The organism is Pseudogulbenkiania sp. AW2-16 (genome assembly GCF_056824575.1).
The window spans coordinates 1,058,752-1,071,924 of the sequence record NZ_CP157668.1 but is presented as its reverse complement, the minus strand read 5'-3'; the positions used below and the strand labels follow the sequence as shown (position 1 = coordinate 1,071,924).

The following is a 13,173-nucleotide window of genomic DNA, read 5'->3' as shown; positions in this document are numbered from 1 at the left end:
GCCGCCCGGCCCGGCGAAGCGGGGCGCGGGTGGTCGTCGTGCGGTGGCGGCGCGGGGGTTCAGGTCACCGAGGCGCGCCGGTGGAATTCGGGGCGATCCCAGCTGCCGCTGTCGAGGATGTCCTTGAGCGTGTCCACCGCGTCCCAGATGTCGGCGTAGCCGAGGTAGAGCGGGGTGATGCCGAAGCGCAGCACTTCCGGCTCGCGGTAGTCGCCGATCACGCCGCGCGCGATCAAGGCCTGCATCACGGCGAAGCCCTGCGGGTGGCTGAAGCTGACGTGGCTGCCGCGCCGGGCGTGCTCGCGCGGGGTGATCAGGGTGAGCGGGTGGTCGGCGCAGCGCTGTTCCACCAGCTCGATGAACAGGTCGGTGAGCGCCAGCGATTTCGCCCGCACTACTGTCATGTCGGCCTGCAATGCCACGTCCAGGCCGCATTCGATCAGCGACATCGAAACGATGGGCTGGGTGCCGCACAGGAAGCGGCGGATGCCGCTGGCGGGCTGGTAGTCGGTGGCCATGGCGAACGGGCGCTGGTGTCCCCACCAGCCCGACAGCGGCTGCCAGAAGCGGTCCTGGTGGCGTGCCGCCACCCAGATGAAGGCGGGCGAGCCGGGGCCGCCGTTGAGATATTTGTAGGTGCAGCCGACGGCGAAGTCGGCCTCGGCGCCGTTGAGGTCGACCGGCATCGCGCCGGCGGCGTGTGCCAGGTCCCAGAGGGTGAGGATGCCGTGGCGGTGCGCCAGCGCGGTGGTGGCGGCCATGTCGTAGAGGTAGCCGGTGCGATAGTTGACGTGCGACAGCAACAGCACCGCGACGTCGTCGCCCAGCGCCGCCTCCAGCGGCGTGGCGTCGTCGATCAGGCGCAGCTGGTAGCCCTGCTGCAGCAGGTCCATCATGCCCTGGATCATGTAGAGATCGGTGGGGAAATTGTCGCGTTCGGACACGATCACGCGGCGCTCGGGGTGGTCTTGCTGCTGGATGCGCAGGGCGGCGGCAAGCGACTTGAAGAGGTTGAGCGAGGTGGTGTCGGTGACCACCACTTCGCCGCCGTTGGCGCCAATCAGGCGGCCGAGCTTGTCGCCCAGGCGCGCCGGCAGGTCGAACCAGCTGGCGGTGTTCCAGCTGCGGATCAGGCCGACGCCCCATTCCTGGTCGATGACCTCGGCGCTGCGGGCGCGGGCGGTTTTCGGCAGCACGCCGAGCGAGTTGCCGTCGAGGTAGATCACGCCGGGTGGCAGCTCGAAATGCTGTTTGAGCGCGGCCAGCGGGTCGTGCCGGTCGGCGGCGAGGCAGGCTTCACGGGTATGCATGGTGGGTCTCCTTGTGGGGCGAGGCTGAGAACTAATGCTAGCACCGGAGGCTTTGGCCAAAATTGCAAGTTCGACTTGTCGATGTGCTATTTTTCGCAGATTATTCGAAGAAATAGTGCTAAGCGATTGGATATTGCAGATGCAGGTCGATTCGATAGATTGGCGCATTCTTGCCGCGCTGCAGCAAAACGGCCGGCTCAGCAATCAGGACCTGGCCGACAAGGTGGCGCTGTCGCCGTCGGCCTGCCTGCGCCGGGTGCGCACGCTTGAAGAGCACGGCCTGATTCGCGGCTACCACGCCGAACTCGACGCGCAGCAGCTGGGTTTCGAGCTGGAGGCCATCGTGCACGTCACGCTGGACCGCTCGCGCGAGGAGTGGCACGAGCAGTTTCTGGAGCAGATCGCGGCGCTCGACGAGATCGTCGCCGCCTACGTGGTGAGCGGGCCGACCAACTACGTGTTGCACGTGCGCACGCGCCATCTCACGGCGTTTTCGAATTTCGTGGTGGAGAAGCTCAACAAGATTCCGGGCATGCGCGACATCTGCTCCTATATCGTGATGAAGAAGGTCAAGGACCGCCTGGGCCGGCTGCCGGTGGGCAAGGGCGACTAGGCGCCGGCAGGAACAGACGGCAGCGGCGGGGGCAACGCCGCCCCGCCGGCCGCCGGGATGAAGCCGGGTCCTATGGCTTGGGGGCGCCGTCGTGGACCGCTCCATTCATTTATTTCGGGCAAGTCGTCCAGGCCGGACGCCGCCTTTTAATAGCCGGCGCTTTTGCGGGCGCAGGCCATCCATCTCCTTGTTCATCCATTTAATCGGCCTGGCCGTAATAGGGGTTATTTTGCCCCGGCCAATTAAATGCCATCAGTATTTTTCTCCTTGCAAACGAACGCCGTTTTACACCTGGTGAGGCCATCACGGTCGTCTTCTCGCCCGCTCTTCAGCGGGAATAAAACGTAAAAACAGACACTTGGAGATATGGCGCCATGCCTCACGTAATGTGACGCAAGGCGGCGGCTTAGAGCGTTCGTCAAATCCGACCGGTTTGCCGAATCGTTTCAGATGAGCGGGGTATTTAGTCCGGATTCGACATGCCAATAGCGCAGGAAAATCATTATCGGGCCGCGTATGTCATGGAGGAGTCATATTGCTCTGAAACAATGGCGGGTATTCGATTTACTGCGCCAGCACGTTATCCCTTCCATGCCGTTGAGATAACGCTCTGCTTGTCTGTTTTCCCGGGGTATTACGCCAAATGAATCTCCGTCACCGGATCACGCTGCTCATCATCCTGGCCTTGCTGGCCATTTCGTCGATTGGCGGCTACAGCATCCTGCAATCGCGCAACAACGCCGCCGAGGTCAAGGTGGTGACCGAGGGCGTCGTGCCCAGCGCCCTGGCTTCCGCCGATCTGGTGGCACTGCTCAAGGATGTGCAGCTGGCCACGATCACGCTGGTCACCGCGCCGGACGACAACACCGCGGCCCAAGCCAAGGACAAGCTGACGGCACAGAAAGCGCGCCTGAAAGCAGGGCTGGAGCTGCAATTCCGGCAGGCCAGCAGCACTACCCAGCAAGGCCTGCTGCAGCAGGCCCAGGAGGGTCTGGACGACTACTTCGCGGCGGTGGACGAGACGATGCAGTTCAAGCTGGCGGGTCAGAAGGACCTGGCCGAGGCCAGCCTGTTCGCCAGCGTGGCCCAGTACCAGCGGGCCATGGAACAGATCATCGGCACCTTGAGGATCGAGAAAAACCGCACCAAGGACGAGGCGATTGCTGCCTTGAACGAAAACCTGTCGGATACCGTGATGGCCATCGCCGGTGTCAGCGTCCTGGCCGCGCTGGTGCTGGCCGCTGCCGGCGCCTTGCTGTACCGCCAGATCACCCGGCCGATCAGCCGCATGCAGGCGATGATGAGCGAGATCGCCACGAGCCAGGATTTCACCCGCCGCGTGCCGGTCGACCGCATGGATGAAATCGGCCATTCGATCGTGGCGTTCAACAGCATGATCACCAAAATTCAGGAAAGCTCGGAATTGCTGCAGCAAAAGACGGCCGACATGCAGGCCATGCTGCAGAACATCCCGCAGGGCATTCTGACCATCGTCGATGGCAACAAGGTTCACCCGGAGTTTTCTGCTTATCTGGAAACGATTTTCGAGACCAAGGCTATCGCCGGTCGCAACATGATGGATCTGGTCTTTGCCAACACCCATCTTGGTGCCGATGCGCTGTCGCAGCTCGAGGCCGTCGGCGGGGCGTGCATCGGCGAGGATGTCATGAACTTCGCCTTTAACGAGCACCTGCTGGTCGGCGAAATTGAAAAGACCATGGCGGATGGCCGGGTGAAGATTCTCGATCTGAGCTGGTCGCCGATCACCGACGACACCGACACCATCGTGCGCCTGATGCTGTGCGTGCGCGACGTGACCGAGCTGCGCAAGCTGGCGGCGGAGGCCAACGAGCAGAAGCGCGAGCTGGAGATCATCGGCGAAATCCTTGCCGTCACCCAGGAGAAGTTCCACGACTTCATCGCCGGTGCGATCAAGTTCCTCGACGAGAACGAACTGCTGATCCGCCAGCATCCGGAGCACGACGCCGAGGCGATCGCGCAGCTGTTCCGCCACATGCATACCATCAAGGGCAATGCCCGGACCTACGGGCTGCAGCACCTGACCAACATCGTGCACGAGGCCGAGCAGACCTACGACGAGCTGCGCAAGCCGCGCCCCGCCATCGCTTGGGATCAGGTCATGTTGCTGGACGAGCTGGCCGGCGTGAAGGCCATGGTCGAGTGCTATGCACGCATCAATGAAGTCAGCCTGGGGCGCAAGGGGCCGGGCCGGCGTGGTGGCGAACGTTATCTGATGGTGGATCGGGAGCATATCCAGCAGGCCATCCAGCGCCTGGAAAAGATCAATACCCGCAACCTGCACGAGTTGGTGGCGGCTCGCGATGCGGTGCGCAAGGCGCTGCGTCTCTTGGGCACCGAGCCGATCAGCGAGGTGCTGGGCGGCGTGTTCGAGTCGCTGCCGGCACTGGCGCAGGAACTCGGCAAGGCCGCACCGGTGGTGAAGATCGAAGACAACGGCTATGTGGTGCGCAACCAGGCCGGCAGCCTGCTCAAGAACGTGTTCATGCACCTGATCCGCAATGCCATGGACCACGGCCTGGAAACCCCGGCGGTGCGACTGGCGCAGGGTAAGCCGGGGGCGGGCCTGATCCGCCTGAGGATGAGCGTTGCCGGCGGCATGTTGCACCTTCGTCTCAGTGACGACGGGCGTGGCCTGGCACTGGCCCGCATCCGCCAGATGGCCATCGAGAAGGGACTGATCGCAGCCGACGAGCCGCTCGGTGACGAGGACATTGCGCGCCAGATTTTCCGTCCGGGATTCTCCACCGCGGAGAAGGTGACCGAGGTGTCGGGGCGTGGCGTCGGCATGGACGCGGTGAACGACTTCGTCAAGCGTGAGCATGGCCGCATCGAGATCCGTTTCCTCGACGACGCCGTGGGTACCGATTTCCGCCAGTTCGAGATCGTGGTGTGCCTGCCGGAGAGCCTGGCCGAGCATGTCGAGGGCGACGAGGTGCTGCTGGTGGAGCGCGCGCGTCAGGAGCCGGCTGCCACAGGAAACACGGAAGGGGCCGAGCAGGAGGCGCACGAGGCGGAGCCCGGCAAGGGCAAGCTGCGCGTGGTCTGAGGCGGGGTGCCGTCGGTGGGCAAGGGTGGGATGGTTGAATCAGGAGCAGGGTTGGCAGATGAAGAACGATAGGCTGGTCGTTAGCAAGGTGCTGGTGTTGGACGATGTGGAAGCGCATTTCGAGCACCTGAAGGCCTTCTGCGAGGAGTGCGGGCTGGTGGGTATCCGCCCGCAGCAGCGCGATGCGGCCAGCGTGATGGCCATCCTCCGCTCCAATGTCGATCTCGGCGGCATCATGCTGTACGAGCATTTCGGCGGCTCGGCGGGTCAGGGCCTGGCGCTGGCGCGGGAAATCCATGCCGCGCGCCCGGAGTTGCCGATTTTCCTGCGTCGCGACGTCGTGGCCAGCATGGCCGGGCTGGACGAGAAGACAGCGGCGATGTTCCGCTGTGCCTACACCCTGGCCGACCTGCAGCAGCTGCGTTCCTCGCTCGAGGTCTCGATCTTCAGCCGCGTCTACCCCAACGAACTGGTGCGCGGCATCACCGACTTCACCCGGGCCTCGTTGGAAACATTGTTTTCCCACTGCGACATCGATACCGAGACGCCTTATCTGGTCAAGGACCGCCTCATCTACGGCGAAGTTTTCACGCTGATCGCCATCGAAAGCGACTGGTGCCGCGGCTACATGATGTTCCAGGCCTCGGAGGAGGCCGCACTGGAGCTGCTGCGCCGCGCCGGGGGGCAGGAGGGCGAACACTGGACCTTCCGCGAGCTCAACAATGTGCTGGGTGAGCTGACCAACTTGGCCTGGGGCTCGTTCAAGAACCGCTACGTCGGCCATGAGAACCGCAGCGAGCGCTTTCAGACGCAGGTACCGATCATCATCAACCACCAGCGCGGCTTCATTTCCTTCGGCTCGGAAGACCCGCAGCTGTGCCTCAAGTACCTGCTACGCGAGCGTCATCGTCCCGAGGCGGCACCGGTACCGATCTTCCAGCGCTTCGTCTTCAACCTGAACTGGTCACCCGACGAGTTCCGGGAAAACCCTTCGGTCGAGTCGCTGGTGGATGCCGGCGAGCTCGAGCTGTTCTGATCATTACTTATGTCATTTTGAAAAGGATATTCCATGGCACAGATTCTGGTAGTCGATGATTCCAGTACCGTCCGCAACGAGGTGGCGGATTTTCTGAAGTCGCAGGGCCTGGCGGTCGCCACCGCAGTGGACGGCAAGGACGGGCTGGACAAGCTCAAGGCGGATGCGTCGATCAAGCTGGTGGTCAGCGACGTGAACATGCCCAATATGGACGGCCTGACCATGGCCGAGAAAATCCGCAGCGAGCAGAAGAATATCGCCGTCAACATCATCATGCTGACCACCGAGAACAGCCCGGCGATGAAGGAGCGTGGCAAGGCCGCCGGCATCAAGGGCTGGATCGTCAAGCCGTTCAATGGTCCTGGCGTGATCGCGACACTGAAGAAGCTGGCCAACTGAGGAGCGGCCGGGCCGCAGAGGGTGAGGGATGGATTTATCGCTAAACACGTTCCTGCTGGTGGTCGTGGGGATGGTGCTGGGCGCGGCCGCCATGGGGTGGCGCGCCGCCGTCGGGCAGCGCTTGGCCCGCAAGGAGATCGCGCAGCGCGACGAGCTGATCCGCGAGCTGTCCGGGCGCATGGCTGCCGACGAGCTGGCAGCGCACCAGGCCACGTGGCGCGCCGAAGCCGACGCGCTGCGCCAGCAACTGGCGCAGCAGACCGCGGTGCATGAGGCGGCGCTGGCCCTGGCGGCCGAGCAGGCCGCCGTGGAATGCGACGGCCGCCTGTCGCAGCTGACCCAGGAGCATGCCCGGCAGCTGGCCAGGGTGCGGGCGGAACTGACCGCCGATCAGGCGTCCCTGCAGCGCGACATCGAACTGCTGTTGGGCATCGTCCGGACCGTCGAGCGCTGGCACGACGAGATGCAGACCATTTTGGGCAACAACCGGGAACTCAAGGAACAGAACGAGGAATTTGCCCGCATCGTGAAGAACGTGGTGATGCTGGCGCTCAATGCCGCCATCGAGGCGGCCCGCGCCGGCGAGCACGGGCGCGGCTTTGCCGTAGTGGCGGACGGCGTGCGCGATCTGGCGCTGACCTCGGCCAAGCTGTCGCAGGACTACAAGTGCAATCTCGACAAGAACGATCTCATCACCACCACCACGTTCCAGGACATGCAGGCGAGCGGCAACATGATCCGCACCGCCGTGTTCGGCATCCGGGCTAAGGCCGAGAAGATCCAGTCGACCATCGCCAGCGCGGACCTATCGGCATGATGACCGCCAAGGCAAGCGCCGCGATGGATTGGTTGTTCGAGAAGGCCATCCGCGACCACTGTGTCCTCGGCGGTGGGGCGAGCTGCACCGTGACCCGCAAGGCGGAGGGGGCCGTGGCGGCCGAGGGCAGTCAGCGCCAGCTCGTGGTGCTCAACATGTCGTCCTACCTGTTCCGCATCGTGGCGCTGTTCGATTTCGACAACACGGCGGCCACCACGGCGCATCTGACCGGACAGGGGCGTGGCGGCGACAGGTCCCTGGACGATCAGGCCCAGTTCGACATCTACGCCGAGTTCGTCAACATGGTGTGCGGTGCCGTCAACCGTGGGCTGTGTGCCGAGTTCCTGCATGCCGGCATGTCGACGCCGTTCAGGCTCGAGAGCAGCTGCGCCCGCTACCTGTCTGTCCTGAAACCGACGCGGGTGCAGTCCTTCGAGGTGGCGGTGGACGACGGCATGCGCTTCGACGTCACGGTCTGTGTGTGCCCGGCCAGTGGCGCCACGCTGGATTTCGATGTTGACCGCCGCGAGCCGGAGGTAGAAGCGGCGGGTGAGCTCGAACTGTTCTGAGGGGCATGGCGGGCCGGCCGCGCACCCCGAGGGCTTGGGTGCGCTGGGGTTCTGCGCTACATTGATGCCAACGGCGTGTCGTGCCGTTTTGCCGTCGGCTGACTTGCCGGGGGCGTTCGATCGGGTTCGACCATACTGCAATCGGAAGAAGGGAAGTGAACCATGCGCAAATTCGTGATGATGGCCCTGTTGGCCCTGGTTTCGGCCAACGTGGCCCTGGCCGGCGACGCCGCGTGCGAAGCCAAGGCGGCGGAGAAGAAGCTGGCGGGTGCCGCCAAGGCCAGTTTCCTCAAGAAGTGCGAGAAGGACAGCAAGGGCATGGCAGCGCAGTCGAGCTGCGAGGGCAAGGCCGCCGAGAAGAAGCTGGCGGGCGCCGCCAAGAGCAGTTTCATGAAGAAATGCGTGAAGGATGCCGGCGCCAAGTAAGCCGGCAGCGCGTGGCGTATCACCCGGGCCCGTCCGTTGTGGACGGGCTTTTTATTGCACGGGCGGCGGGGCGCGTGCTGCCGGATGCCTTCACTTGTGGGGGAAAGCGGGCTAGTTTTAAAGAATCTCAAGGGGCAACCATTCGCATACCGCATGGCCCGCGCCCGTCGTCCGTCGGCGTCCGGCGGCCGGGTCATGGCCGACTTTGGAGGAGGACGATCATGTCGATCTCTACCACCTTGCAGGACTGCCTGAGCCGCAAGGGCAGTCAGTACGATATCGTGCATCACGCGCACACCCATTCCACCAGCGAAACCGCCCAGGTGGCGCACGTGCCGGGCGACCGCCTGGCCAAGACGGTGCTGCTGGCCGACGAGCGCGGCTACGTCGCGGCGGTGCTGCCGTCCACCTTCCGCCTGGACATGTCGGAGCTGAGGGACGCCACCGGTCGGGATCTGGAACTGGTCCGGGAGGCCGAGCTGTCGGCGCTGTTCCAGGACTGCGAAATCGGCGCGGTGCCGCCGGTGGGCATGGCCTATGGCATGCAGACCTACCTCGACGAGAGCCTGGCGATGCAGCCGGACATCTACTTCGAGGCGGGCGATCACGAGGACCTGATCCACATGCGCACCGAGCAGTTCCTCAACTTGATGGACAAGGCGGAGCGGGGCAGTTTCGCCCACCGCTGGAGCACGTGACGGAGCCGGGCCGGCGCGGGCGACGCCAGTGCGCCGGCGCCGGCCCTAGCCTCAGGGAGCACGCATGGGAAAAGCCATCATCACGCCGCGCAACAACGGCCCGTATCACATCAAGGGCGAGTTCACGATCGTCACCCAGGGCGGCCGGGAGATCGCCGTCGAGGGGGACCAGGTCTGGCTGTGTCGCTGCGGCCACTCCAGGAACAAGCCGTTCTGCGACGGTTCGCACAAGGCGGCCGAGTTCAAGAGCGATCTGGACGAGACGTCGTAGCGGCGCCGTGGAGCGGCCCGCCGTGGACGGCGCGGGCGCGGCAGACAGCAAAAAGGTTGGCTTCGGCCAACCTTTTTAGCGGTAGCGGGACGACCCCGGGGTTAGGGCGCCAGTCGCGACTTCTGCCACTGGCCGGCATCGTCCAGCGTGTACACCACGCGGTCGTGCAGCCGGCTGGGGCGGCCCTGCCAGAATTCGATGCGGTCGGCGGCCACGGCGAAGCCACCCCAATGCGGCGGGCGCGGCACGTGCAGCGGGTACACGGCGCCGAACAGCGCGGCACGCTTGATCAGCTCGGTCTTGGAGGCAATCTCGCTGCTCTGTTCCGAGGCCCAGGCGCCGAGGCGGCTGGCGTAGGGGCGGCTGTGGAAGTAGCTGTCGGACACCTCCGGCGCCACCGTCACGGCCTTGCCTTCGATGCGCACCTGGCGTTCCAGCTCGGGCCAGAAGAAGGTCAGCGAGACCCAGGGGTTGGCCGTCAGCTGGCGCCCCTTGCGGCTGTGGTAGTTGGTGTAGAACACGAAGCGGCCGTCCTCCACCCCCTTGAGCAGCACGATGCGCGCACTGGGGCGGCCGTCGTCGCTGACGGTGGCCAGGTGCATCGCGGTCGGCTCGTTGACCTTGGCGGTGATGGCTTCGTTGAGCCAGAGCGTGAACTGCGCGACGGCGTCGGGCAGGCAGTCGTCCGGCGACAGTTCCTTCTGGGCGTAATCGTGGCGGATATCGGCGAGCTTCAGCGACATGGCGTCCTCCTGTGGGGCGCTATCTTACTCCCTTGGCCGGGGCAGCGGGGAGTGGGTGTGGCTGCGCCGGACTACCCATCCGGCTTGCTTGGCCGACGGCTGAGGTGACACCGGCTCCTCCGCCGTGGGGAGTAGGGACGGGAACACTGGTTTAGGCTAGAATAAGCCATTTAACCTGCGGCCTTTCCGCTCATGCACCTGGTTGCTTTCGGACTCAATCATCAAACCGCGCCGTTGTCGGTCAGGGAGAAGCTCGCTTTCCCGGCGGAGGTATTGCCGGGAGCGCTGGAGAGCCTGGTCCATTCCGACGCCGCGGGCGAGGCGGCCATCGTCTCCACCTGTAACCGCACCGAGATCTACTGCGCGAGCCACAACCCGCAGGCGGCGCTGGAGTGGCTGTCGCAATTCCACGGCCTGCCGCTCGACGAACTCGTCCCCTACCTGTACCAGCTCGACGCCGCCGCCGCCGCGCGCCACGCCTTCCGCGTCGCCTCGGGGCTGGATTCGATGGTGCTGGGCGAGACGCAGATTCTCGGTCAGATCAAGGACGCGGTGCGCGCCGCCGAGCAGAGCGGCACGCTCGGCACCCAGCTCAACGCGCTGTTCCAGAAAACCTTCGCCGTGGCCAAGGAAGTGCGCAGCAAGACCGCGGTCGGCGCCAACTCGGTGTCGATGTCGGCGGCGGCGGTGAAGCTGGCCGAGCAGATCTTCCCCACCATCCGCGAGCTCAAGGTGCTGTTCATCGGCGCCGGCGAGATGATCGAGCTGGTGGCCACGCACTTCGCCGCGCGCAACCCGTCCTGTATCACCGTGGCCAACCGCACGCTGGAGCGTGGCGAGAAGTTGGCCGAACGCTTCGGCGGCAACGCCATCACCCTGTCCGACCTGCCCGAGGCGCTGCCGCGCTACGACGTGGTTGTGACCTCCACCGCGAGCCAGCTGCCGATCCTGGGCAAGGGCCTGATGGAGCGCGCCATCAAGATCCGCCGCCATCGCCCGGTGTTCATGCTCGACCTCGCCGTGCCGCGCGACATCGAGGCCGAGGTGGGCGAGCTGGACGACGTCTTCCTCTACACCGTGGACGACATCGCCAGCGTGGTCGAGGTCGGCCGCGAGGCGCGCCAGCTGGCGGCGGAAGAGGCCGAGACCATCATCCAGGCGCGCGTGCAGGAATTCGTCGAATGGCTCAAGCGGCGCGAGACCGTGCCCTTGATCCGCGGCCTGCGCGACGAGGCCGAGCGCGTGCGCCGCCACGCGCTGGAGGCGGCGCACAAGCAGCTGGCGCGCGGCGATGACCCGGCCAAGGTGCTGGAAGCGCTGTCGCAACAGCTCACCAACAAGCTGATGCACCCACCGACCCAGGCACTGTCCGCGGGCCACGGCCCCGAGCACGACGCGCTGGTGCATGCCATCACGCGTCTTTACCGTTTACACCCGGAGTCGTAATGAAACCGTCGATTGCGACGAAGTTGAGCCAGCTGGCGGACCGGCTGGAAGAAGTCACCCATCTGTTGGCGAGCGAAGCCGCCACCCAGGACATGGACTCGTTCCGCAAGCTGACGCGCGAACATGCCGAACTCACGCCGGTGGTCGAAACCTACCAGGCCTATCGCCAGTGCGAGGGCGACCTCGCCACCGCCACCGAGATGTTGGCCGACCCGGACATGAAGGAATTCGCCCAGGCCGAGATCGACGAAGGCAAGGAGCGCATGGCCAGCCTCGATGTCGAGCTGCAGAAGCTGTTGCTGCCCAAGGACCCCAACGACGAGAAGAACATCTTCCTCGAAATCCGCGCCGGCACCGGCGGCGACGAGGCGGCGCTGTTCGCCGGCGACCTGTTGCGCATGTACACGCGCTTTGCCGAGCGCAACCGCTGGCAGGCCGAGATCGTGTCGTCGTCCGAGTCGGACCTCGGCGGCTACAAGGAAGTGATCGTGCGGCTGGTGGGCTTTGGCGCCTTCTCGCGCCTCAAGTTCGAATCGGGCGGCCACCGCGTGCAGCGCGTGCCGGCCACCGAAACCCAGGGCCGCATCCACACCTCGGCCTGCACCGTGGCGGTGATGCCGGAGGCCGAGGAAATCGCCGAGGTGGTGCTGAACCCGGCCGACCTGCGCATCGACACCTTCCGCGCCTCCGGCGCCGGCGGCCAGCACATCAACAAGACCGACTCGGCGGTGCGCATCACCCACCTGCCCACCGGCATCGTCGCCGAATGCCAGGACGGCCGCTCGCAGCACGCCAACAAGGCCAGCGCGATGCAGGTGCTGGCGGCGCGCATCTACGACATCCAGCTGCGCGCGCAGCAGCAATCGGTGGCCGCCGAGCGCAAGAGCCTGATCGGCTCGGGCGACCGCTCCGAGCGCATCCGCACCTACAACTACCCGCAGGGCCGCATCACCGACCACCGTATCAACCTGACGCTGTACAAGCTCGACCAGGTGATGGACGGCGACCTGTTCGAACTCACCGACGCGCTGATCGCCGAACACCAGGCCGAGCTGCTGGCCGCCATGGGCGACTAAGAACCTGTTCCCGCTCTTGCTGCGCCTCCCTGATCGGGGCTCATGGGCACTGCGTGCCAATCTTCGATTGGCTCAGCGATCGGAAATTCTCATGTACTTCAGTACATTCCGGTTCCTGTGCTGCTCTTCGCCCCGCTGAGGGCTGCTCGCGACAGATCGTGAACAGGTTCTGAGCCCTTCCTCTCGTCTTGCCGCCACGCGGGCCGCCTTCGGGCGGCCCGTTTCGTTTGGGGGCGGGCTTGCCTTTTTAAGTGCCATATATTATATATTTGTATATATTGTTTTCGAATGGCGCACAAAGGAGCGAGTGATGAAGCAGAACATCGGCAGGATCGAACGCGTGGTACGCATCGCGGCGGGGCTGGGCATCGTCAGCCTGGCGCTGGTCGGGCCGCACAGCCCGTGGGGCTGGCTGGGGCTGATTCCGCTCGCCACCGGCCTGGTCGGCTGGTGTCCGCCGTACGCGCTACTCGGCATCAACACCTGCAAGTGCCGCCACTAGCCGTTGCTTCCGTCCTGCCCGCCGCCGCCCTGCGCGGCGGTTTCCATTTGCACAGCAAGAATCGGATCGTCATAAGACGCCACCTTCTCTACACTGGCGTTTTGCGAGGACATCCCGATGAATCTTCCGAGTCGTTATTCCGGGCGCCGCCGTCGGCGCGCCGTGACTGTCGTGGCGGA

The 13,173-nt window shown here is 65.0% G+C and carries 13 protein-coding genes and 1 pseudogene; 12 read left to right on the top strand and 2 right to left on the bottom strand.

From position 1 onward, the window contains the following. Positions 1-59 precede the first annotated feature (59 nt). Positions 60-1,310, bottom strand: a complete 1,251-nt coding sequence (kynU, locus tag ABKF58_RS05145; RefSeq protein WP_482583651.1) for a kynureninase — start codon at positions 1,308-1,310, stop codon at positions 60-62. A 139-nt stretch (positions 1,311-1,449) separates the two neighbouring features. Here kynU and ABKF58_RS05140 point away from each other — a divergent pair, with 139 nt between their 5' ends. From ABKF58_RS05140 to ABKF58_RS05100, 9 genes and pseudogenes are all read left to right on the top strand, one after another. Next, positions 1,450-1,923 (top strand): Lrp/AsnC family transcriptional regulator, encoded by a 474-nt coding sequence (locus tag ABKF58_RS05140; protein ID WP_482583650.1) that lies wholly within the window; start codon positions 1,450-1,452, stop codon positions 1,921-1,923. Positions 1,924-2,566: 643 nt separating this feature from the next. Then, positions 2,567-5,011, top strand: coding sequence for an ATP-binding protein (locus tag ABKF58_RS05135; protein ID WP_482583648.1), 2,445 nt, complete (start codon positions 2,567-2,569; stop codon positions 5,009-5,011). Positions 5,012-5,069: 58 nt separating this feature from the next. Further along, a complete protein-coding gene (locus ABKF58_RS05130; RefSeq protein ID WP_482583647.1) occupies positions 5,070-6,047 on the top strand; it encodes a chemotaxis protein CheX in 978 nt (325 codons plus the stop codon). 33 nt (positions 6,048-6,080) lie between these two features. Beyond that, positions 6,081-6,446 carry a response regulator gene (locus tag ABKF58_RS05125; RefSeq protein ID WP_482583646.1) on the top strand — a complete coding sequence of 122 codons (366 nt, stop codon included), beginning with the start codon at positions 6,081-6,083 and terminating at the stop codon, positions 6,444-6,446. A 541-nt stretch (positions 6,447-6,987) separates the two neighbouring features. Further along, positions 6,988-7,263 (top strand): annotated as a pseudogene (locus tag ABKF58_RS05120) (methyl-accepting chemotaxis protein); the annotation flags it as partial. Continuing rightward, positions 7,260-7,832 carry a hypothetical protein gene (locus ABKF58_RS05115; protein WP_482583645.1) on the top strand — a complete coding sequence of 191 codons (573 nt, stop codon included), beginning with the start codon at positions 7,260-7,262 and terminating at the stop codon, positions 7,830-7,832. The pseudogene ABKF58_RS05120 and the gene ABKF58_RS05115, both read left to right, overlap by 4 nt. A gap of 162 nt (positions 7,833-7,994) precedes the next feature. Further along, on the top strand, positions 7,995-8,258 hold the full coding sequence (locus tag ABKF58_RS05110) for a hypothetical protein (RefSeq protein WP_008955823.1): 264 nt from the start codon (positions 7,995-7,997) through the stop codon (positions 8,256-8,258). Positions 8,259-8,479: 221 nt separating this feature from the next. Further along, positions 8,480-8,956 carry an aminoacyl-tRNA deacylase gene (locus ABKF58_RS05105; protein ID WP_294866460.1) on the top strand — a complete coding sequence of 159 codons (477 nt, stop codon included), beginning with the start codon at positions 8,480-8,482 and terminating at the stop codon, positions 8,954-8,956. A gap of 64 nt (positions 8,957-9,020) precedes the next feature. Continuing rightward, positions 9,021-9,227 carry a CDGSH iron-sulfur domain-containing protein gene (locus ABKF58_RS05100; RefSeq protein ID WP_482583644.1) on the top strand — a complete coding sequence of 69 codons (207 nt, stop codon included), beginning with the start codon at positions 9,021-9,023 and terminating at the stop codon, positions 9,225-9,227. 101 nt (positions 9,228-9,328) lie between these two features. On the opposite strand, the gene pdxH is transcribed toward ABKF58_RS05100, so the two are convergent. Continuing rightward, positions 9,329-9,970, bottom strand: a complete 642-nt coding sequence (gene pdxH, locus ABKF58_RS05095; protein WP_482583643.1) for a pyridoxamine 5'-phosphate oxidase — start codon at positions 9,968-9,970, stop codon at positions 9,329-9,331. A 192-nt stretch (positions 9,971-10,162) separates the two neighbouring features. Between pdxH and hemA the strand changes: the two genes are divergently transcribed. From hemA to ABKF58_RS05080, 3 genes are all read left to right on the top strand, one after another. Beyond that, positions 10,163-11,416, top strand: coding sequence for a glutamyl-tRNA reductase (hemA, locus tag ABKF58_RS05090; RefSeq protein ID WP_014085503.1), 1,254 nt, complete (start codon positions 10,163-10,165; stop codon positions 11,414-11,416). Beyond that, positions 11,416-12,492 carry a peptide chain release factor 1 gene (gene prfA / locus ABKF58_RS05085; protein WP_482583642.1) on the top strand — a complete coding sequence of 359 codons (1,077 nt, stop codon included), beginning with the start codon at positions 11,416-11,418 and terminating at the stop codon, positions 12,490-12,492. The genes hemA and prfA overlap by 1 nt, the downstream gene beginning before the upstream one ends. Before the next feature lie 310 nt (positions 12,493-12,802). After that, positions 12,803-12,994 (top strand): YgaP family membrane protein, encoded by a 192-nt coding sequence (locus ABKF58_RS05080; protein WP_008955829.1) that lies wholly within the window; start codon positions 12,803-12,805, stop codon positions 12,992-12,994. Positions 12,995-13,173 lie beyond the last annotated feature (179 nt).

Excerpts from the sequence above, each read along its gene's own strand:
- kynU (WP_482583651.1), bottom strand. The coding sequence starts at position 1,310 with ATGCATACCCGTGAAGCCTGCCTCGCCGCCGACCGGCACGACCCGCTG.
- ABKF58_RS05140 (WP_482583650.1), top strand. The coding sequence starts at position 1,450 with ATGCAGGTCGATTCGATAGATTGGCGCATTCTTGCCGCGCTGCAGCAA.
- ABKF58_RS05135 (WP_482583648.1), top strand. The coding sequence starts at position 2,567 with ATGAATCTCCGTCACCGGATCACGCTGCTCATCATCCTGGCCTTGCTG.
- ABKF58_RS05130 (WP_482583647.1), top strand. The coding sequence starts at position 5,070 with ATGAAGAACGATAGGCTGGTCGTTAGCAAGGTGCTGGTGTTGGACGAT.
- ABKF58_RS05125 (WP_482583646.1), top strand. The coding sequence starts at position 6,081 with ATGGCACAGATTCTGGTAGTCGATGATTCCAGTACCGTCCGCAACGAG.
- ABKF58_RS05115 (WP_482583645.1), top strand. The coding sequence starts at position 7,260 with ATGATGACCGCCAAGGCAAGCGCCGCGATGGATTGGTTGTTCGAGAAG.
- ABKF58_RS05110 (WP_008955823.1), top strand. The coding sequence starts at position 7,995 with ATGCGCAAATTCGTGATGATGGCCCTGTTGGCCCTGGTTTCGGCCAAC.
- ABKF58_RS05105 (WP_294866460.1), top strand. The coding sequence starts at position 8,480 with ATGTCGATCTCTACCACCTTGCAGGACTGCCTGAGCCGCAAGGGCAGT.
- ABKF58_RS05100 (WP_482583644.1), top strand. The coding sequence starts at position 9,021 with ATGGGAAAAGCCATCATCACGCCGCGCAACAACGGCCCGTATCACATC.
- pdxH (WP_482583643.1), bottom strand. The coding sequence starts at position 9,970 with ATGTCGCTGAAGCTCGCCGATATCCGCCACGATTACGCCCAGAAGGAA.
- hemA (WP_014085503.1), top strand. The coding sequence starts at position 10,163 with ATGCACCTGGTTGCTTTCGGACTCAATCATCAAACCGCGCCGTTGTCG.
- prfA (WP_482583642.1), top strand. The coding sequence starts at position 11,416 with ATGAAACCGTCGATTGCGACGAAGTTGAGCCAGCTGGCGGACCGGCTG.
- ABKF58_RS05080 (WP_008955829.1), top strand. The coding sequence starts at position 12,803 with ATGAAGCAGAACATCGGCAGGATCGAACGCGTGGTACGCATCGCGGCG.